This window comes from Brevibacterium sp. HMSC063G07 (genome assembly GCF_001810665.1).
Classification (GTDB): Bacteria; Actinomycetota; Actinomycetes; order Actinomycetales; family Brevibacteriaceae; genus Brevibacterium.
On sequence record NZ_KV802321.1, the window covers coordinates 394,957 to 413,972 of the forward strand.

General features: G+C 61.1%; 17 protein-coding genes and 1 pseudogene. 10 read left to right on the top strand and 8 right to left on the bottom strand.

The features are described 5' to 3' along the window. Window positions 1-65: 65 nt before the first annotated feature. The 3 genes from HMPREF2757_RS01835 to HMPREF2757_RS01845 are packed head-to-tail and all read left to right on the top strand — an operon-like array spanning window position 66 to window position 2,978. Window positions 66-836, top strand: coding sequence for an alpha/beta hydrolase (locus tag HMPREF2757_RS01835; protein ID WP_070572804.1), 771 nt, complete (start codon window positions 66-68; stop codon window positions 834-836). Continuing rightward, the gene (locus HMPREF2757_RS01840; protein WP_070572806.1) at window positions 826-1,230 is read left to right on the top strand and encodes a hypothetical protein; all 405 of its coding nucleotides are present in this window, start codon (window positions 826-828) and stop codon (window positions 1,228-1,230) included. Before HMPREF2757_RS01835 ends, HMPREF2757_RS01840 begins: the two co-directional genes overlap by 11 nt. Window positions 1,231-1,265: 35 nt before the next feature. Then, the gene (locus HMPREF2757_RS01845; protein ID WP_070572808.1) at window positions 1,266-2,978 is read left to right on the top strand and encodes a DEDD exonuclease domain-containing protein; all 1,713 of its coding nucleotides are present in this window, start codon (window positions 1,266-1,268) and stop codon (window positions 2,976-2,978) included. Between the two features lie 9 nt (window positions 2,979-2,987). On the opposite strand, the gene trpD is transcribed toward HMPREF2757_RS01845, so the two are convergent. Then, the gene (gene trpD / locus HMPREF2757_RS01850) at window positions 2,988-4,034 is read right to left on the bottom strand and encodes an anthranilate phosphoribosyltransferase (RefSeq protein WP_370919372.1); all 1,047 of its coding nucleotides are present in this window, start codon (window positions 4,032-4,034) and stop codon (window positions 2,988-2,990) included. 440 nt (window positions 4,035-4,474) lie between these two features. On the opposite strand from trpD, the gene HMPREF2757_RS01855 reads away from it, so the two are divergent. The 5 genes and pseudogenes from HMPREF2757_RS01855 to HMPREF2757_RS01875 form a co-directional block, all read left to right on the top strand. After that, window positions 4,475-5,119, top strand: coding sequence for an aa3-type cytochrome oxidase subunit III (locus HMPREF2757_RS01855; RefSeq protein WP_226829166.1), 645 nt, complete (start codon window positions 4,475-4,477; stop codon window positions 5,117-5,119). 50 nt (window positions 5,120-5,169) lie between these two features. Beyond that, on the top strand, window positions 5,170-5,952 hold the full coding sequence (locus HMPREF2757_RS01860; RefSeq protein ID WP_070572811.1) for a cytochrome bc1 complex diheme cytochrome c subunit: 783 nt from the start codon (window positions 5,170-5,172) through the stop codon (window positions 5,950-5,952). A gap of 41 nt (window positions 5,953-5,993) precedes the next feature. Beyond that, entirely contained in the window at window positions 5,994-7,049 is a 1,056-nt protein-coding gene (locus tag HMPREF2757_RS01865) for a cytochrome bc1 complex Rieske iron-sulfur subunit (RefSeq protein ID WP_070572813.1), read from the top strand. Continuing rightward, entirely contained in the window at window positions 7,049-8,674 is a 1,626-nt protein-coding gene (locus tag HMPREF2757_RS01870) for a cytochrome bc1 complex cytochrome b subunit (protein WP_070572815.1), read from the top strand. Before HMPREF2757_RS01865 ends, HMPREF2757_RS01870 begins: the two co-directional genes overlap by 1 nt. Before the next feature lie 315 nt (window positions 8,675-8,989). Continuing rightward, window positions 8,990-9,358: pseudogene (locus tag HMPREF2757_RS01875) on the top strand (IS110 family transposase); the annotation flags it as partial. Window positions 9,359-9,971: 613 nt separating this feature from the next. On the opposite strand, the gene HMPREF2757_RS01880 reads toward HMPREF2757_RS01875, so the two are convergent. The 6 genes from HMPREF2757_RS01880 to HMPREF2757_RS01905 form a co-directional block, all read right to left on the bottom strand. Continuing rightward, window positions 9,972-10,373 (bottom strand): cytochrome c oxidase subunit 4, encoded by a 402-nt coding sequence (locus tag HMPREF2757_RS01880; RefSeq protein ID WP_070572819.1) that lies wholly within the window; start codon window positions 10,371-10,373, stop codon window positions 9,972-9,974. Continuing rightward, window positions 10,370-12,073, bottom strand: a complete 1,704-nt coding sequence (ctaD, locus tag HMPREF2757_RS01885) for an aa3-type cytochrome oxidase subunit I (protein WP_070572820.1) — start codon at window positions 12,071-12,073, stop codon at window positions 10,370-10,372. Before ctaD ends, HMPREF2757_RS01880 begins: the two co-directional genes overlap by 4 nt. Further along, entirely contained in the window at window positions 12,070-12,963 is an 894-nt protein-coding gene (coxB, locus tag HMPREF2757_RS01890; RefSeq protein WP_070572822.1) for an aa3-type cytochrome oxidase subunit II, read from the bottom strand. Before coxB ends, ctaD begins: the two co-directional genes overlap by 4 nt. A 178-nt stretch (window positions 12,964-13,141) precedes the next feature. Next, window positions 13,142-13,744, bottom strand: a complete 603-nt coding sequence (gene aat, locus HMPREF2757_RS01895) for a leucyl/phenylalanyl-tRNA--protein transferase (protein ID WP_070573030.1) — start codon at window positions 13,742-13,744, stop codon at window positions 13,142-13,144. Between the two features lie 19 nt (window positions 13,745-13,763). Then, window positions 13,764-14,111 carry a HesB/IscA family protein gene (locus tag HMPREF2757_RS01900; protein WP_070572824.1) on the bottom strand — a complete coding sequence of 116 codons (348 nt, stop codon included), beginning with the start codon at window positions 14,109-14,111 and terminating at the stop codon, window positions 13,764-13,766. 90 nt (window positions 14,112-14,201) lie between these two features. Continuing rightward, window positions 14,202-15,593: a dipeptidase gene (locus tag HMPREF2757_RS01905; protein WP_070572825.1), complete on the bottom strand. Its 1,392-nt coding sequence runs from the start codon at window positions 15,591-15,593 to the stop codon at window positions 14,202-14,204. An 87-nt stretch (window positions 15,594-15,680) separates the two neighbouring features. Between HMPREF2757_RS01905 and HMPREF2757_RS01910 the strand changes: the two genes are divergently transcribed. Continuing rightward, window positions 15,681-16,244, top strand: coding sequence for a DUF3043 domain-containing protein (locus tag HMPREF2757_RS01910; protein ID WP_070572827.1), 564 nt, complete (start codon window positions 15,681-15,683; stop codon window positions 16,242-16,244). Between the two features lie 49 nt (window positions 16,245-16,293). On the opposite strand, the gene HMPREF2757_RS01915 is transcribed toward HMPREF2757_RS01910, so the two are convergent. Continuing rightward, window positions 16,294-17,358, bottom strand: coding sequence for a quinone-dependent dihydroorotate dehydrogenase (locus HMPREF2757_RS01915; protein WP_070572829.1), 1,065 nt, complete (start codon window positions 17,356-17,358; stop codon window positions 16,294-16,296). 60 nt (window positions 17,359-17,418) lie between these two features. On the opposite strand from HMPREF2757_RS01915, the gene HMPREF2757_RS01920 reads away from it, so the two are divergent. Beyond that, window positions 17,419-18,912 carry a leucyl aminopeptidase gene (locus HMPREF2757_RS01920; protein ID WP_070572831.1) on the top strand — a complete coding sequence of 498 codons (1,494 nt, stop codon included), beginning with the start codon at window positions 17,419-17,421 and terminating at the stop codon, window positions 18,910-18,912. Window positions 18,913-19,016: the final 104 nt, after the last annotated feature.

A 19,016-nucleotide genomic window follows, 5' to 3' on the forward strand; every position in this document is an offset into this window, starting at 1 on the left:
ACTGCGCTTGTTTGCGCTTTCGAGTATAGGTCCTCTTGACCCTGCCGCTGTGGCATGCTGGAAACATGACCTCTCATCTGGCCGAAGAGATGACGCGGCCCCTCCGCCTGCCCGGCTCTGGCGATGTCGGGATTCTCGCCGTCCACGGCTTCACGGGCTCCCCCGCCTCGATGCGCCCGCTTGCACAGGCCCTCCACACCGCTACCGGTGCGCCGGTCCGAGTGCCTCTGCTGCCGGGCCACGGCACCGACCTTGACGACATGGCCTCAAGCACGTGGGAACAATGGTGCTCAGCCGTTGACCGGACCGCTGACGAACTTCGCTCAGAGTGCAGCCAGATCGTCCTCATCGGGCTGTCGATGGGCGGAGCGCTCTGCCTGCACACAGCTGCCAACCGATCAGACACCGCACACATCGGGCTTATCAACCCGGCCGTTTACGTCGACAGCCCATTCGCACCGTTCGCCGGTTCGCTCGCTGGGCTGATAGAGCGGGTCCCCGGGATTGAGAACGCAATCAACAAGCCCGGGCAGGACGAACTGGCGTATCCGCAGGTTCCGCTGCGCAGTGTGGGCGAACTCTTCCGCGGCGTCCGCAATGTGCGTTCTCTGCTGTGGCGCGTGCATGCGCCGATCACCTATTTCCTCTCCGGATCAGACGATGTGGTCAGCCCGCGCTCATGGAACTCTGTGCGCCGGGGCGTCCGCGGGCCGATGACAACAGTGCCGCTGCCCATGAGCAATCACGTTGCGACCCTTGACTACGATTCCGGCAAAATCGAGCGGACGCTGACGGCTGCCGTTCGCGGTCTGCAGGGGGCTGCCGATGGCGCGTGACGAACCCAAACCGGAATGGGATCGCCTCAGCCCTGATGAGAAGGTCACGGATGAGCAATGGGACTCGGTCATGTCCGGCTACAGCGATCTCGACGCCGTCAATTCCGAAGTCTCAGCTGACGAAGCCGCAGACTACCTCGCCGAGCAGGACGGGTGGACTGCCCCGCCTGCGCCCAAGATCGGCATCCGCAGAGCACGACCCGGCTTTGTTGTGTCAGCCGCCGCGCTGCTTCTCGGCATTATCGGACTGGTCATGACCGCTATGTTCTTTCGCTCAGCGCCGGGACTGCTGACGGCGTTCTTCATCGCCAGTGCCGCCGGCGGCGGGGTGGCGCTCCTGCTGTTTCTTCCCGCATCGCGCACCGAGCAATTGGATGACGGCGCACAGGTGTGACTCTCCGTGTCAGTGCCTGGTGGGACGATGACTGAATGAAGGAATTTCCCGGCTTCGATCTCCCTGAGCCCGTGCGCTCCGGCCAGCTGAACATCGCCGATATCGGCACGGACCTCAGCGATGTCACGTTCACGGTTCTCGATTTCGAAACCACCGGATCAGACCGTTCCGGCGGCAACGTCACGGAGATCGGCGCTGTGCGTATGCGCGGCGGCGCAGTCGACGGAGAATTCCAGACGCTCGTGAATCCGGCAGGGCAAGTCGTTTCGCCCTTTGTGCAGCGCTTGACCGGGATCACCAATTCCATGGTGGCCGCGGCACCGGAAATGCGCACAGTCCTCCCCGCGTTCTTGGAATTCGCCCGGGGCACAGTGCTAGTTGCACACAATGCGCCTTTCGATATCGGCATTCTCCGGCGAGCGTGTGAAGAACACGCCTATCCGTGGCCCCAGTTTCGCGTTGTCGACACGCTGACTTTGGCCCGACGGATCCTGCCGAAGGGGGAAGTCCGCAACCACAAACTCGCAACGCTCGCTCAGCATTTCGGCACTAGGACCGATCCGGAGCATAGGGCGCTCGCAGATGCACGGGCAACGGGAGAGCTCCTCAATCACCTGTTCGACCGGCTGGGCGGATACGGCGTCAACACGCTCGAAGAGCTGCTGTCGCTCAAACCACAAGGCCTGGGACGCAGACGCACAAAGCTGCACTTGGCAGACAATGTCCCCACAGGCCCCGGTGTCTACATGTTCCTCGACGGGGCACGCCGCGTCCTCTACATCGGCAAGTCCCGCGATATGCACACTCGCGTCCGGTCGTACTTCACTGCGGGTGAAACTCGCGGCCGGATGACTGAAATGGTGACTGCCGCCCAGGAGGTCACCACTGTTCCCTGTGCGACAGAAGCAGAAGCTGCGGTGCGTGAAGTGCGGCTCATTGGGGAACTCGCCCCGCCCTACAACAGGCGATCAAAGAGGCCGGAGCGCCAAACCTGGCTGAAGTTCACCGACGAAGCGTTTCCTCGCCTATCAGCCGTAAGGACGCAGCCGCCCCACGGTCTCCTGGCAGCGGGGCCGTTTTCCTCGCACCGCAGTGCACTCCAGGCCAAAAATGTGCTTGAACAGCTGTACCCGCTCAAAACGTGCACGCAGAACCCGCGGTCGGCAAAGTTCAGGCCCTGTGCCGCCAGCCAGGTCGACGCATGCGGTGGCCCCTGTTGCGGCATAGCAAACGCCCGGGAGTATCAACACAGCATCCGCGGACTCAAGCAGTTCGCAGCCGGAGACACAGCCGATTTCAGTCACCGCCTGAACGAAAGGCTGAAGCAGCTTTCCCAGCAGCAGCGCTTTGAATCAGCCAGCGACGCGCTGGAAGCCGCCGTGCAGATGCTGCGCGTCCAAGCACGTGCGGAAGCAGCGCGTCTGATCAACCAGATACAGCAGATAGCAGCCGCACGCCCGCAGCCGAACGGAAGCTGGGAGATCGTCCTCATCCGCTGGGGGCGGCTGGCCGCATCCGAAACCGCCGCGAAGGCCTCAGCTGTGCTCAGCACCGCTCGGGAAATGGAGGCAACAGCTGCCCACGTTGAACCCGAATACCCAACGCTTCTCGAAGAGCACACAATCTTGTCGGCGTGGCTCTACGGCGAAGGCACTGTGCTCATCAGCTCGACGGCACCGCTGGCGCTGCCGCGCACGGGCTTCGGCTTTGCCTCTGCGCGGCTCGGCTCACGCAGACGCGGTGATTGACTCTTCTACTCACGCAGACGCGGTGACTGACTCTTCTACCAGCTGGTCGAGCTTTGCAGAGGCTTTGCCAGCGTCAAGCGCTTCCTGAGCCCGCTGGAACTGACTGGCCAAGCGGTCGGCAAGCGGCCCCTCGGCATCCGCAGAGGCGGCCACAAGAGCAGCGGCAGCGTTGAGGAGTACGGCATCGCGCACCGGACCGGTTTCACCGTCGAGTGTGCGGCGAATAACGGAAGCGTTGTAAGCGGGGTCCCCACCTCGCAGGTCGTCCTTCGTCACCCGAGCTATGCCAAGCGACGTCGCATCGAAGACCGAATGCTCAATCTGTCCGTCGCGGACTTCCCACACGTCATTGACCGCGGTGTTCGACAGTTCGTCCAAACCGTCCTGCGAACGGAAGACAAGTGCCGAATCTCCGCGTTCAGCGAGCACCCCGGCTATAAGAGGCGCCATAGCGGGATCCGACACGCCGATGGCAGTTGACCGGGTCCCTGCTGGATTTGCAAGAGGCCCGAGGATGTTGAAGGCGCTGGGCACCGCGATCTTCTTGCGCACGGGCGCAATGAAGCGCATAGACGGGTGGTAGACGTTGGCAAACAGAAACGCCATCCCGACTTTGTCGGCCAGTGCCGCCGTCTGCTCTGGCGTCAGGTCGAGCGCCAGACCGAGGTGTTCAAAGACGTCAGCCGACCCTGATGCCGACGAGGTGGCCCGGTTTCCGTGTTTAGCAACCGGAACCCCGGCTCCGGCGATGACGAACGAGGCGGTTGATGAGATGTTGACTGTCTTGGCGCGGTCGCCGCCAGTGCCGACGATGTCGACATAGCCGGTGAGGCCGTCAATGGAAACGGCGTGTTCCATCATCGCCGACACAAGGCCCGTAATCTCTTCGACGGTTTCGCCCTTGCCGTGGTGAGCAACAAGGAACGCGGCCATGGTGACATCCGGAACATCGCCGGACATGATCTGATCCATCGCCCATGCCGCAGTCGCACCGTCCATGTGGCGGTGGTCCATGAGACCGACGATGAGGTCCGACCAGTCGCGTACATCCTTCATGACGCTGCTTTCGTAAGCGGTGAAGGGAACGGTCATAGCTGAGCCTTTCTGATGGACGAGTGTGCGACACGGCAAGCCCGGCCAGTTTATCTGGGCGGCGCGGCCAGACAGCGCTCGGCCCAGACTTCGGGGCAGCGCCTACGACCCATGCCGGAGTGAACTGTGCAGATGAAGTTGCGGGCTTTGCCCTGGGGCGAAGAATCGCCTTGCGAGAAGACCCGCAGGGCAAAAGCGCAGAATGAGAAGGAAGATGACTCCGACAAGCAGAACAGTAGCCCACATCACAGTAGTTCGACACGCAGGGCCGGCACGTCGGCATCACCGGGAAAAAATAAAAGAACCGCGCCAACTAGCCGAAACGCGGGCATTGAAGTCTCAATCAATGAGTGAATCCTGAGTGAAAGATGAAATTCACCTGCGGACTGAGTAATAATCGGGGTGTGTCAACTGCAGCTTCATCTCAAACAGCGCCGGTTCATCCCGTGATCAGCAGGCCGAACACGACGACCATCGGCTTCGTCGTGTGGCTTGCGAGCGAGCTGATGTTCTTCGCCGCGCTCTTCGCCATGTACTTCACGATCCGCTCCGTCGCCCCGGACATGTGGGCAGCGGAAACACCCAAGCTCGAAGTCCCGTTCGCGCTTGTGAACACCTCGATTCTGGTTCTGTCCTCCGTGACCTGCCAGGTCGGCGTTCATCACGCTGAGCGCTTCAAGCCCAGCCGCCCCGCGGGCAAGAGCCTGTTCGCCATCGGACAGTGGGGCATGATCGAGTGGTACTTCCTCTCGTTCCTCCTCGGCTCGGTCTTCGTCGGCGGCCAGGTCATGGAGTACGCCACGCTCGTCTCCGAAGGCGTCGCAATCAACTCGAACGCCTACGGCTCCGTCTTCTACCTGACGACCGGATTCCACGGCCTGCACGTCATCGGCGGTCTCATCGCGTTCCTGTTCGTGATCGGACGTGCCTACGGTGCCAAGCGCTTCGGACATCGCGAATCGACGTTTGCAGTATGTGTCTCCTACTACTGGCATTTCGTCGACATCGTTTGGGTTGCTCTGTTCGCAATCATCTACCTGCTCCAGTAAGCGGGCGCCCCGCACACCCCGCAGCGATAATTTAGTAAAGGACAAGACTCGTGAAGTTTCTTGCAGAACGCCGCCGGCACCCCATGGCGCTCGTTGTTCTCCTGCTGGTCGGACTCCTGTTCACCGGAGGGGCATACGCGCTGTTCACCGGCGGAAGCGATGCCAACGCAGACGAATACTCCGCTGATCAGATCGACGACGGTCAGAAGCTGTTCGTCACGAACTGCGCAACCTGCCACGGCATGAATGGCGAAGGCACCGAAAACGGACCCAGCCTCATCGGCGTGGGCGCATCCGCGGTCGACTTTCAGGTTGGCACAGGCCGCATGCCGCTCCAGATGCACGGCCCCCAGGCCCCCGTCAAGGCACCGCAGTTCAATCAGGACGAGATCGACAACATGGCTGCCTACGTCGCCTCGCTCGGTCCCGGCCCGGCAATTCCCGATGCTGAATACCTCGATGCCTCCAAGGGCGACGCTGCAGCCGGCGGCGGTCTCTTCCGCACCAATTGCGCTATGTGCCACAACGTCGTCGGCGCGGGCGGCGCTCTGACCCGAGGCAAGTACGCTCCGAACCTCAGCGAGGTTTCCGAGCGCCACCTCTACGAGGCAATGCAGACCGGCCCGCAGAACATGCCGATCTTCAACGACGCAAACCTCACCCCCGAAGACAAGCGCGACATCATCGCATACATCGAAGACACCAAGAAGCCCTCTCCCGGAGGCTTCAAGCTCGGAGCTCTCGGTCCGGTTGCTGAAGGTCTCTTCATCTGGTTCTTCGGACTGTCCGCAGTCATAGGCATCACCGTGTGGCTCACCGCCCGGTCGAAGTAAGCCAAGCCCTTATCCGTTTCGAGTACTAGACGAGGATGCACATGACCTCGAGTCACAACACCGGCACCACCGGCCAGCTTGAGCCGGTGAACGGGTTTGAAAACCCCGGCCTGCCGCAGCACAACCCCAGGATCACCGATGCCGAACCGCTGGCTGAGAAGGCAGCGGAGCGCCAGGTCGCTCTGTGGTTCCTGCTGTCGATGATCGGAACCATCTGGTTCATCGTCTCCTTCTTCCTCTTCGGCCCCAAGGGAGAAGAACCCACACACGCAGGCCTGCGTCTCCAAACGCTCATGCTTGGACTTGGCGCAGCGGCTGCACTGTTCGGCCTCGGCATCGGCATTGTCCACTGGGCACGCACGCTTCTGCCCGACGCCGAAATCGTTGAGGAGCGCCACTCGATCGCCGGTTCCGAAGAGGACCAGGCCATCGCTCTGGAGATCCTCAATCAGGCGAAGGAAGAGTCCGGCATTGCACGCCGACCGCTTCTGCGCAACATGCTCATCGCAGCTGTTGCGATCGCTCCCCTCCCCGCGGTTCTCGTCCTTCGCGACCTTGGGCCGCTGCCCGGCGACAAGCTCTTCACCACGCTGTGGAAGAAGGGTGTCCGCCTGGTCCTCGACCCCGGCGGCGTTCCCGGAGAGGGCGAAGAGCGCGCAATCAAGCTCGCTGACGTAACCATCGGCTCTGCATACCACGTTGTGCCAGAAGGCATGCACAAGTCGGAAGAGCCGCTGAACGAAAAGGCCAAGGCCGCGGTTCTGCTTATGCGCATCAGCCCTGATGAGCTCAACACCGAACCCGGTAAGGAAGACTGGGGCGTTGACGGAGTAGTTGCATACTCCAAGATCTGCACCCACGTCGGCTGCCCGGTTGCTCTGTACGAGCACCAGACGCACCACCTGCTGTGCCCCTGCCACCAGTCGACGTTCGACGTGACTCAGCACTGCAAGGTCATCTTCGGCCCTGCTAAGCGTCCGCTTCCGCAGTTGCCGATCGAAGTCGACAGCGAAGGCTACCTTGTCGCCCAGAGCGACTTCCGCGAGCCCGTTGGTCCGACCTTCTGGGAGATCAACACGAGGGAGACTGACGCCTGATGAGCAACACACTCACTGACAACAAAGCACTGATTGCCGGTGGCCGCTGGGTGGAGTCCCGCACCGGCGCTTCCAAGGCCGTCAAAGAATTCGGCCGGAAGATCTTCCCGAGCCACTGGTCGTTCATGCTCGGCGAGGTCGCACTCTACAGCTTCATCATCCTGATCCTCACAGGAACATTCTTGACGCTGTGGTTCCGCCCGGCTATGGGACACGTGATCTACGAAGGTCCGTTCGTCCCTCTTAAGGGCGTGCAGATCTCGGAGGCCTACGCTTCGACCCTCTACATTTCCTTCGAGGTCCGCGGCGGACTCTTCATTCGCCAGATGCACCACTGGGCCGCTCTGCTGTTCATGGCCGCTCTCTCGATCCACGCTATGCGCGTGTTCTTCACCGGCGCCTACCGCAAGCCCCGTGAAATCAACTGGATCATCGGTGTCGGCCTGATTGCAATGGGCATGGCTGCCGGCTTCACTGGCTACTCGCTGCCGGACGACCTCCTGTCCGGTAACGGTCTGCGAATCATCGACGGTCTGCTGAAGTCCATCCCGCTGGTTGGAACGTACATTTCGTTCTTCCTGTTCGGGGGCGAATTCCCGGGCGAAGACATCGTCTCGCGTCTGTACTCGATGCACATCATGGTTGTGCCCGCACTGCTGATCGCACTCATCGGCGCTCACCTGATGTTCGTCGTCATCCACAAGCACACCCAGTGGCCCGGAGCCGGCCACACCAACCGCAACGTTGTGGGCGAGCCCGTTCTGCCCACCTTCGCTGCGAAGGGCGGCGGCTTCTTCTTCATGATCTTCGGCCTGCTGGCCCTGATCTCCGGTGTGTTCACGATCAACGCGATCTGGAACTACGGACCGTACGACCCCTCCCCCGTTTCGGCTGGTACACAGCCCGACTGGTACATCGGTTGGCTCGACGGATTCCTCCGAATCATGCCAGGTTGGATGGAGTTCTACGTCTTCGGCTACCCTATCTCCGTCAACATCAACACCGCGCTTCTTGCCACCGGGGTTCTGTTCGTTGGAATGATTATCTGGCCGTTCTTCGAACAATGGCTGACCAAGGACACCCGCGAACACCACGTGCTCGAACGCCCGCGCAACAACCCCACGCGCACCGCGTTCGGTGTCGCAGCAGCCATCTGGTACCTGAATCTCTGGGCTGCCGCTTCGGGTGACCTCATCGCAGTGTTCTTCCACATGTCACTCAACGACATGATCTACATCTTCCGAGCACTGTTCTTCCTCGGTCCGATTGTCGGCTACATCGTGACTAAGCGAATCTGCCTGGCCCTGCAGCGCAAGGACCGCGAGATCGCTCTCCACGGTTTCGAGTCCGGTGAAATCATTCGCCTGCCGCACGGTGAGTTCCAGGAACGCCACAAGCCGCTGTCTGAAGACAAGCTGTGGAAGCTGACCGCCTTCGAAGCTCCGGGTTATGTACCCGCACAGCCGAACGAGGACGGTGTTATCACCAAGGCCGAGAAGCGCCGCGCACGTGTTGCACGGTTCTTCTACGAAGACCGAGTCGCCCCTGTTACGAAGGCTGAGCTTGACGCCGCGCACGACGACCACGAAGAGGTCAAGGCAGACGACAACAAGAAGCTGAACTGACACTAGGCGCTTGAAGCCCCGCAGCCACGTTGGCTGCGGGGCTTCTGCTTTGCCGGTGTCGATCCGTGTGCACGCGGCTCCTGCCAGACAGGTTAACCTCCGGTAGTACACCCAGTTTCCATGCTTTCAGAAGCTCATCCCGTGTCGACATAGCTAGTGAAAGCTACTCTCCCCCGCCACCTTTTAGGTATCACTGCTTTCCGTCAGGAAGGGCAGTGCTGGGAACCGGCTGGTTCCGGCGTGATGTCTGGCCCCAGTTGCTCTTGATCCGGGGGTGTTGTCACTGGGACCAGTCTGGTTCGTTCGGATGCAGCTAAGCATGATCAGCTGCTGGTCGTGGTGGACCAGCCTGCAACCATTGGCGCGTTAGTCATTGTGGTAGGCCAACAAATGGGGATTGCCGTTGCCTACCTGCCGGGGCTGACCAAGCGCCGTGTCGCTGATCTTCATCCAGGCCAGGCGAAGACGGATGCCCGGGATGCTTACATCATCGCTGATGCAGCCCGCACCATGCCCCACACACTGCGTGGGATCACTGTCGCGGACGAACACATCGCCGAATTGTCAATGCTGTGTGGCTTCGATGACGATCTGGCAGCCCAGCTGACCGGGGTACGCTATCGGCTGCCAGTCCTGCTCACACAGATACATCCTGCCCTCCAGCGGGTACTGGGACCGCGCCTGCCACCCTCTTAGCGAAGTCCTGACCTCTACTATGCCAGGCATCGGGGTCAGGACAGCCGCGCGTATCGTCACAGAAGTCGTCGGCAAAGCCTCATATCCGCAAAGCCCGCTCCACGCAACAAGCCCCAGCAGCTTGACGAAAACCATAGGAGCACCCTCCCATTGCCCCTCCCGGTAGGGCCAGTTGCTTAACCTGACGCGAAGCAGCACATGTGACCACAAGACCCGGCGAGGGGGCCAGCTGCGAGGACCCTCGCCGGCGAAGGTGAAACGAGTTCCCGGACTTCAAGCTTGAACGTTCCGTTTGTGTGCTCCCCCGCCGCCGATTGCTACCCACTCGCCAGAGCTGCATCATTGGCCTTACTCGGTCCGGGACACGCCTCGTGGGCGAACATGCACACCCACCACCTGGACAATGACGCTGCTCAGCCGATTCAAGCGACCTATAGGTGCTGTGCTGCCACCTTTTGGGTTGCATATTGGCTTCAGTCGTCTCGAAGTGCCCGCGGATCAGAATTGAGACTGTCTGCGGTGTTGACGGCGTACCTATTGCAGCTGAACACAGCAAAGCGCCCCCGTGCGTATTGCACGGGGGCGCTTCAGTCAGAGTTAATCAGTGCGCGTGATCGCCGCGGTCGTACTCGTAGACAAGTCCGATCAGAGCCACCAGGCAAAGAACACCGCCGAACGGAATAATCCACCAGCCGACAGCGACTCCAAGGAAGCAGAGACCGATGCCTGCAGCAAGTGCCAGCGGCCACCAGCTCCAGGGGCTGTAGAAGCCGTATTCGTAGGCTTCGTCGCTGATCTCAGCGGAATCAATATCCTGGGGGTGCTTTCCCATCTGCTTATCCTGCAGGTACACATAGCCGCCGATCATGAGCGACATGAGACCAACAAGTGCAATGGCGGGAAAACCGACCAGTTCCTGAAAGTCCGTCAGGTAGCCGTAGACAAACGCAATGGGAATGAAGAAGAAGATTCCCGCTCCGATAATCAGACCCGAGGTTCTCACTTGGTGCTCCTTTCGGGCAGCGAGTAGGCGTCAGCCGGGTGACCTGCCAGTTCAAGCAGTTCCGGGTGGTTCGCATCAAAAGCAGGACGCTCCGAGCGGATACGCGGCAGCGATGTGAAGTTGTGACGCGGGGGCGGGCACGAGGTGGCCCACTCGAGCGAACCGCCGTAGCCCCACGGGTCGTTCACCGTCACCTTCGGTGCCTTACGAGCAGTGATCCACACGTTCCAGAACCACGGGATCATCGACAGCGCAAGAATAATCGTGCCAACGGTCGAGAGCTGGTTCTGCCACGTGATGTTGTCCTGCGGCAGGTAGTCGGCGTAACGACGCGGCATGCCTTCAACACCAAGCCAGTGCTGAATGAGGAAGGTGCCGTGGAAGCCGATGAACAGAATCCAGAAGTGGATCTTGCCGAGGGTTTCGTTGAGCATCTTGCCGGTGAACTTCGGCCACCAGAAGTAGAATCCGGCGAACATCGCGAAGACGACGGTACCGAAGATCACGTAGTGGAAGTGAGCCACAACGAAGTAGGTGTCAGACACCTGCTGGTCCATGATCGGGCTTGCCAGAACGACGCCGGTGAGACCACCGAAGACGAAGCTGACGAGGAAGCCGATCGACCACAGCATCGGAGTTTCGAAGGTGAGCGAACCGCGGAACATCGTGAAGATCCAGTTGAAGATCTTCACACCGGTCGGGACAGCGATAAGCATCGTCATGAACGCGAAGAACGGGAGCATCACAGCACCGGTCACGTACATGTGGTGTGCCCAAACGGTCACCGACAGAGCGGCAATTGCGATTGTTGCGTAGACCAGCATCTTGTAGCCGAAGATCGGCTTGCGGCTGAAGGTCGGGAAGATCTCAGACACGATGCCGAAGAACGGCAGTGCAATCACGTAGACCTCGGGGTGGCCGAAGAACCAGAACAGGTGCTGGTACAGAATCGGTCCGCCGTTCTCGGGGCTGAAGACGTGTGCGCCGAGCACGCGGTCTGCGGCAACTGCGAACAGAGCAGCAGCCAGCGGCGGGAACGCCATCAGAACGAGGATACCGGTGATCAGAACGTTCCAGGAGAACACCGACAGGCGGAACATCGTCATGCCCGGTGCGCGCATCGTGATCACGGTCGTGATGAAGTTCACGGCGCCGAGGATCGTGCCGAAGCCCTGGAAAGCAATGCCGAGAGTCCACAGGTGACCGCCCAAGCCGGGCGTATAGGTCGTGTTGCTCAGCGGCGCGTACGCCGTCCAGCCGAACGATGCGGCACCCTGCGGGGTGAGGAACCCGGAGCAGGCGATAAGCGAACCGAAGAGGAATACCCAGAACGCGAAGGCGTTGAGTCGTGGGAACGCAACGTCGGGAGCACCGATCTGCAGCGGCATGATGACGTTCGAGAAGCCTGCAAACAGAGGCGTAGCAAACATCAGCAGCATGAGCGTGCCGTGCATGGTGAACAGCTGGTTGTACTGTTCCTTCGTTTCGATGATCTGCATGCCGGGGGCGAAGAGCTCAAGACGGATGAGCACAGCCATAACACCGGCGACGCAGAAGAAGAGGAACGACGCAATCAGGTACATGTACCCGATCGTCTTGTGGTCGGTGGAGGTCAGCCAGTTGACTATGACCTTGCCCTTACTCACCGGAACCTTCGGTGCAGCACCGAGGTCGACGGGGCGATCAGCTACCGCCGTCATTTGTCAGCACCTTCTTTCTGGTATGGGTTGGAGTACCAGTGCGTACGGTCGTATTCTTCGCCGAGCACACCGGTGTTGCCCTGTTCACGAAGCTCCTTGGTGTAGGCAAGGTATTCGTCCTTGGACACAACCTTGACGTTGAAGAGCATCTCGGAGTGGAATTCGCCGCAGAGCTCTGCACACTTGCCGAGGTATTCGCCTTCTTTCAGAGCCTTGAGGTGGAGGGTCTCCACACGGCCCGGGGTCATGTCGCGCTTCTCAAGGAACGCGGGAACCCAGAAAGAGTGAATGACATCGCGCGAGCGGAGCTGGATTTCGAGATCCGTGTCCGCAGGCAGGTACAGCGTCGGCGCTTCTTCGCCGGGCTTCTCCGTACCGTCCAGGTTTGCCTGAACACCTGCGTAGTGGACGTCCTGGGATGTGTAGTTGAAGTCCCAGGCCCACTGCTTGCCGACAACTTCGATCTTTTCTTCGCCCGGCGTCTTGTCGTTCGTGGTCTGGTCGAACAGCGCCATGTTGTGGAAGAAGAAGCCCACAACGAGCATGATCGGGATGACCGTGTACATGATTTCGACGGGCATGTTGTACTGCAGCTGCACCGGCAGTCCGCGGTCGTTCTTACGACGGCGGTACGCGATGATGCAGAAGAGCATCAGGCCCCAAGTGATGGCGCCTACGGCAAGAGCAGCAATCCAGCCTCCGGTCCACAGAGCGGTGTACGCGTCTGTGTGTGACGTGGCGCCTTTAGAAGCGGCGGGCAGAAAGCCCAGCTCCGGAGCGCCGTTGGAGCAGCCGGCCAGAAGTGCGGAAGAGGCAAGCGCCCCTGCGACGCCCACTTTCTTCGCCCAGGCCTTCGGAGACCTGCGTGCTGACTGGTTCGGAGAATCCACGTGCAGCCTTTCGGATACCTAACGGATGCTTCCCAGCGGTTTGACTGCCTATTCACATCCGCAGCCCGCCACCGGGAGACACCCAACTCTGACTTTGTCTCATCTACCCTACCGCTAACGGGGGTGGAATTTCATACTCGCCTGCTCGTTGCATGAGAAAATCCTGTGTGCCGATCCTTCAAAGCCGCATTTCTAGGGCTTGCGCATACTCTGACTCGGAAATTTCCGACACGCCGAGCGTCTCCAAGTGCGGCGTCGACCATTGCGTATCGATAAGCCATTGCCCGTCCGCGCACCTGCGGTCCAGGTGCTCCACGAGGCCGACAAGCGCGGCTTTCGACGCGTCGGTCTGCCTGTGAAACATCGATTCTCCAGCAAAAACACTGCCCAGATCCAGACCGAAGAGACCCCCGATGAGCCGGCCGTCACCGTTCCAGACATCGACGGACTTCATCCAACCTGCGACTGCCAGCTCCGTATAGACGGCTTTGATTTCATCGGTGATCCACGCCCCCGGGCGCGTAGGGTCGGCACAGGCTTCCAGGACTTCACAGAAGGCGGTGTTCCACGTGATTCGCATACGGCGCATTGACTTGCGCAGGCTTTTGGAAATCTTGAGGTTTCCGGGCAGAAGAACGCCGCGCCGTTTGGGAGACCACCAGCCGAAGCCGGTCGTGCCCTCCAGTCCAAGCTCCATGGGAAAGAGCCCGGCTCGGTAGGCAGAAATGATCTGGCCGACCTCCAGCTGCGGCGAGACAGCTGCGAGGTCGGCCGGTTCCATTCCCATTGGCTGCGAAGCTTCAGTGGAAGGAGTCACCGCAGGCGCACGAGCCTGCGGCGTTGGGGTTGTCGATCGTGAAGCCCTGCTTTTCGATGGTGTCTGAAAAGTCGATGGTGGACCCGTCGAGGTAGGGAACGCTCATACGGTCGACGATGACTTCGACCCCGTCGAAACTGCGCACGGCGTCGCCGTCGAGGACGCGTTCGTCAAAGTACAGCTGATAAATCAGGCCGGAGCATCCCCCGGGCTGAACAGCAACACGCAGGCGAAGATCGTCGCGACCTTCCTGTTCGAGGAGGCTGCGCACCTTGTCTGCCGCCGCAGTGGAAAGGTCAACTCCGTGCGACGCCTGTTCTGCAACAGTCATATTCACTCCAATTAGTCGGTAGAGCCTACGGTACGTGTGAAAACGGCTGAGGCAAGCATAGTATTCCCCCGAGCCGCTGGGGCGGGAGAGTCAGACCTGTTCCCCCAGACGCCTGAGCAGAAGAGCTTCGGCCACAATGGCCCGTTTGAAATCGGGCAGATAGAGACTCTCGTTGGCGCTGTGGGCTCGCGTGTCGGGATCCTCAATCCCGGTGACGAGGATCGAGGCTTTGGGAAACACATCGAGGAGGTCAGCAATGAACGGAATCGACCCGCCCAAGCCCATCTTCACGGCATCTGTCCCAAACCCGTCGGTCAGCGCTTCCAGTGCCTTTCCGAGAATCGGATCCGATTCGTCTGCCCGCCACGGGCTGCCGTATTCAGAGGCGCCGAATTCGATCTGCGCGCCGAAGGGCGCATGAGCTTCAAGATGTTCGCGAAGCCTGTTCAAAGCGTCTTCGGGGTCCTGGCCCGGCGCCAGCCGCATGGAGACCTTTGCTCCTGCACGGGCGTGCAGAGTGTTCGAAGAGTCTGCAACACTCGGCATGTCAATGCCGATGATCGTCAGGGCCGGCTGCGCCCACAGACGCGAAGCAAGTGGGCCCTTGCCGATGAACCGTGTGTCGGGCAGAACCCCACAGTCACGACGCAGGTCGTCCTCGTTGTAGTCAACTGCGACTTCTTCGGAAGCGACCAGCCCCTCAACGGCAGGCGAACCGTCTTCGCGGTGCAGGCTGGAGAGCAGGCGAATGAGAGCGACCGGGGCATCCGGCGCCACTCCCCCGTACATGCCCGAGTGCACGGAGTGCTTCATTGTTCTGACCGTGAATTCCAGCGACGCCATGCCGCGCAGGCTCGTGGTCAGCGCAGGTGTGCCTTCCGCCCAGTTGCCGGAATCGGCAACGATGATGACATCGGCAGCCAGACGGTCCCGGTAGCGCTCAATGAAGTCTCGGAAGCTTGGTGATCCCGCTTCCTCTTCTCCTTCAACAAACAGCGTCACACCGATGTTGAGTTCATCGGCCAGCAGCCTCAGCGCAGTCAGGTGAACGAGGATTCCCGCCTTGTCATCTGCTGAGCCCCGCCCGTAGGCGCGGTCGCCCTTCACGGTCAGCTCGAACGGGCTCGTGTCCCAGTCGTCCCTGTCGCCTGCGGGCTGAACGTCGTGGTGGGCATAGAGCAGAACCGTGGGCTGTCCTTCCGGTGCCGCGCGGCGGGCTACTACGGCAGGGTAGCCCTCGCTGCCATCAGAGTTGGCACCGTGCAGGATTTCCACCGTGTCGAAGCCGACTTCCTCAGCAAGCTCAGCCGTGAGTGCAGCAGAATCGGCGACGTGCCGCGGATCGGCGTTCGGCCACGCAACAGACGGCACTGCAACCAGCCGGGTGAGGTCTTCGAGAACATCCGAGTAGATGGCGTCCAGACGCTCGTGCAGAGCTTCGGGTCCAGCGGATTCGCGCTGTGAAGATTCAGAAATGGTCATGCTCCGATACTATTAGCGCCGTACAGCCCTCGAAAGCACCGCACGGAGCACACGTGCGGCAAGCACTGTCAGGAGACGAACCAGGTCATGTCGGACAAGCCAGAAGCCCACGAGCAGCACAGGGACCCCGAGGCGAAGAAGAACCGCCCCACCCCGTCCCGGCGCCAGCAGGAGCAGGCCCGCCGACGACCCCTCGTACCGGGAGACCGCAAAGCGGCGAAAGCCGAGGCACGCGCCGAAATGCGCCGTGAGCGCAACTACATCCGCGAACGGATGATGGAGGGCGATGAACGCTACCTGCCAGCACGTGATTCAGGCCCGCAGCGCCGCTATATCCGGGATTATGTGGATGCTCGCTACTCGTTCGGAGAGCTGCTCATTCCGATTGCACTAGTCATCCTGCTGGTGAGCCTGTTCATTCAGAACGTGCAGGTGCAGGCTTATTCGACCTACATCATCTACGTCCTTCTGGGCCTTGTAGTGCTGGACGGTTTCATCATGCACTTCACATTGAAGAAGAAGATGTCGGCTAAGTTCGGAGCCGAAAACCTGCAGCGCGGCAACACTTTCTATGCGGTGATGCGAAGCATTCAGCTGCGCATGCTCCGCACTCCTCGCGCGCTCGTCGGCCGACGCGAGTACCCCAACTGACCGTCTTCGGGCCCTGACTGTGCTGGGCAGGGCACTCAGGCAACCGTCTTCAGCGGCCGAGGATCATCTGAGCTAGACGCGGCCCTTCGTAAATGAGCCCCGTGTACACCTGAACCAGGTCGGCGCCTGCCGCAATTCTGGCGAGATAGTCAGCCCGAGACTGCACTCCCCCGACGGAGATGACAGTCATGCCCTCGGGCACCCGCGAACGAACCAAGCGCAGAACCTCAAACGATCGCACAGCAGCGGGAGCGCCCGAGATCCCGCCGGCTTCCGATTCGGCGAATTCCAGGTCAGATCCGGTCAGAACCGTGCGGTCCAGAACCGTGTTGGTGCAGATGATCCCATCGAGACCGATACCTGAGGCGAGATCGCACACTGCCAGGACATCGTCATCGGCTAGGTCAGGTGCGATCTTGACGAGGACCGGAACGTGTCCGAGCTTCGACCGCACGTCAGAAGAATCAACAGCCGCTGTTTCGTTAAGCACCGCGGTGAGGATCGGACGCAGCGCCTCAACCGTCTGCAGGTCCCGCAGGCCCGGTGTATTGGGCGACGAGACATTGACCACGAGGTAGTCGGCATACTTCGCAAGCCGCGATGCAGACACCCGATAGTCTTCAGCGGCCTGCTCCAGGGGAACAGTTTTCGTCTTGCCGATGTTGACCCCGATGATGGGACGGCGATTTTCGGGAAGCTCCGCAATCTGTCGGCGAGCACGCTGCAGATTGCGCTGCGCCTGTTCTGATCCGTCGTTGTTGAAGCCCATGCGGTTGAGCACGCCCTCAGACTCCGCCAGACGGAACAGGCGCTTCTTCGGATTTCCCGGCTGGCTTTCCGCGGTGACGGTGCCCACCTCTATGTGGCCGAAGCCCAGACGAGACATCGCCCGAACTCCGACGCCGTTCTTGTCGAACCCGGCTGCCAACCCCAAACGGTTGGGGAAGCTCAGCCCCATCACGGTGGTCGGCTGGGGCCTCGCACCGAACAGGGAGCCGATGAGGTCTCCGCCCCCGGGGAGAGAATCAAGTAGGTTTAGAAGTGAGAAGCTCGCGCTGTGCGCCAGCTCCGCATCAGAGCGGACAAGAACTGAGCGGTAGAGGGCTTTGTACATAGAGCCATCTTTACCGCCTGGCACGCGTGGGAACAAGTGACAGCAGAAGAAAGGTTTCGCATGACCCAGTCGATTCCATCCGCAGTCGGACGCGCCGCGGCCGCCCACAAGGCCAAAGCCGATGTGCTGGTTGTCGGACTGACTGCCGAAGGCACGATCCTGGCAGAAGACCTCAAGCCCGCACTCGCCAAGGACCTCGAAAAGGCCGCAGTCAGCGTCGACGCCTCCGGTCGCCTCGACTCGACGGAGCGCGTACCCGCACCTGCCGGCTTCACTGCAGACTCTGTCGTGTTCGCTGGGCTCGGCTCTTTCTCCCCCGCCGACCTGACCGATTCGGCCAAGGCCGACGCTGCTCTCGATTCTCTGCGTCGTGCTGCCGGTTCGGCTCTGCGCAGCATCACGAAGGCGCGCTCTGTCGCCGTCGCCCTGCCGAGCCCGGATGCCGCAGCCGCCGAGACGGTTGCCACGGGCGCCGTACTCGGCGCCTACCGCTACAGCGCCTACCGCTCCGAAGACAAGGCCAAGACTCTCGTTGCCGGCATCGAGGTGCTCACGGCGAAGTCCAATCTGAAGGCTGTTGAACGGGGAACAGTCATTGCCCGCGGCACCTGCGGTGCCCGTGATTTTGTCAATCAGCCTCCCCTGGACCTCTACCCCGAAACATTCGCCGCGGAGGTCGTGAAACAGGCAAAGGCCGAAAAGATCAAGGCAACCGTGTGGGACCCCGCAAAGCTTGAGGCCGAGGGCTTCGGCGGGCTCATCGGTGTCGGCCGCGGATCCAAGCGCGGCCCCCGCCTTGTCAAGCTCGAGTACCTACCGCGCCGTGCGTCGAAGCACCTCGCGCTCGTCGGGAAGGGAATCACCTTCGATTCCGGCGGCATTTCACTCAAGCCGGCCGCGAGTATGGAAGACATGAAGTCAGACATGGGCGGAGCCGCCGCGGCAGCGCAGGCGATCATCACGATTGCGCGTCTGCAGCTGCCGGTCAAAGTCACCGCGTGGCTTGCAATGGCCGAGAACATGCCGGGCTCGCAAGCACAGCGCCCCAGCGACGTCATCACCATCTACGGCGGCAAGACCGTTGAAGTGACCAACACCGACGCGGAAGGCCGCCTGGTCCTGGCTGACGCTCTCGTAGCCGCAGGCAATGAAAACCCCGACCTCATCATCGACATCGCAACCCTCACCGGCGCACAGATCGTCGCTCTGGGCAACCGCACCTCCGGCGTCATGGGCCGGGCACAGGCCCGCAACGCCGTTGTCCTGGCATCTGAGAAGACCGGCGAAGCCATGTGGCCCATGCCGTTCCCGGAAGAGCTCCTGAGCTATTTCGATTCCGAGACCGCCGACATCAAAAACGCCGGCAAGCGCCCCGGCGGGATGCTCAGCGCCGGGGTGTTCCTTCAGGAGTTCATCGCGGAAGAACAAGACTGGGCGCACATCGACATCGCAGGCCCGTCGTTCAACTCGGAATCCCCGTGGGGCTACACCCCGGCCGAAGGCACCGGCGTACCCGTGCGCACCCTGGTCCAGGTAGCTGAAAACCTCACCTGAACACAGCGGTCCCCGGTTTGACGGTGATCACACTGTCTGAGCGCTGCGGGACTTTATGGGAATTAAGTGAAAAGATAGGACCAGCCGCCACAGCGGTCCTCAAC

Excerpts from the sequence above, each read along its gene's own strand:
- aat (WP_070573030.1), bottom strand. The coding sequence starts at position 13,744 with ATGGAACCGGCCGACCTCGCAGCTGTCTCGCCGCAGCTGGAGGTCGGC.
- HMPREF2757_RS01920 (WP_070572831.1), top strand. The coding sequence starts at position 17,419 with ATGACCCAGTCGATTCCATCCGCAGTCGGACGCGCCGCGGCCGCCCAC.
- HMPREF2757_RS01865 (WP_070572813.1), top strand. The coding sequence starts at position 5,994 with ATGACCTCGAGTCACAACACCGGCACCACCGGCCAGCTTGAGCCGGTG.
- HMPREF2757_RS01910 (WP_070572827.1), top strand. The coding sequence starts at position 15,681 with ATGTCGGACAAGCCAGAAGCCCACGAGCAGCACAGGGACCCCGAGGCG.
- HMPREF2757_RS01905 (WP_070572825.1), bottom strand. The coding sequence starts at position 15,593 with ATGACCATTTCTGAATCTTCACAGCGCGAATCCGCTGGACCCGAAGCT.
- ctaD (WP_070572820.1), bottom strand. The coding sequence starts at position 12,073 with ATGACGGCGGTAGCTGATCGCCCCGTCGACCTCGGTGCTGCACCGAAG.
- HMPREF2757_RS01835 (WP_070572804.1), top strand. The coding sequence starts at position 66 with ATGACCTCTCATCTGGCCGAAGAGATGACGCGGCCCCTCCGCCTGCCC.
- trpD (WP_370919372.1), bottom strand. The coding sequence starts at position 4,034 with ATGAAGGATGTACGCGACTGGTCGGACCTCATCGTCGGTCTCATGGAC.
- HMPREF2757_RS01915 (WP_070572829.1), bottom strand. The coding sequence starts at position 17,358 with ATGTACAAAGCCCTCTACCGCTCAGTTCTTGTCCGCTCTGATGCGGAG.
- HMPREF2757_RS01900 (WP_070572824.1), bottom strand. The coding sequence starts at position 14,111 with ATGACTGTTGCAGAACAGGCGTCGCACGGAGTTGACCTTTCCACTGCG.
- HMPREF2757_RS01840 (WP_070572806.1), top strand. The coding sequence starts at position 826 with ATGGCGCGTGACGAACCCAAACCGGAATGGGATCGCCTCAGCCCTGAT.
- HMPREF2757_RS01845 (WP_070572808.1), top strand. The coding sequence starts at position 1,266 with ATGAAGGAATTTCCCGGCTTCGATCTCCCTGAGCCCGTGCGCTCCGGC.
- HMPREF2757_RS01870 (WP_070572815.1), top strand. The coding sequence starts at position 7,049 with ATGAGCAACACACTCACTGACAACAAAGCACTGATTGCCGGTGGCCGC.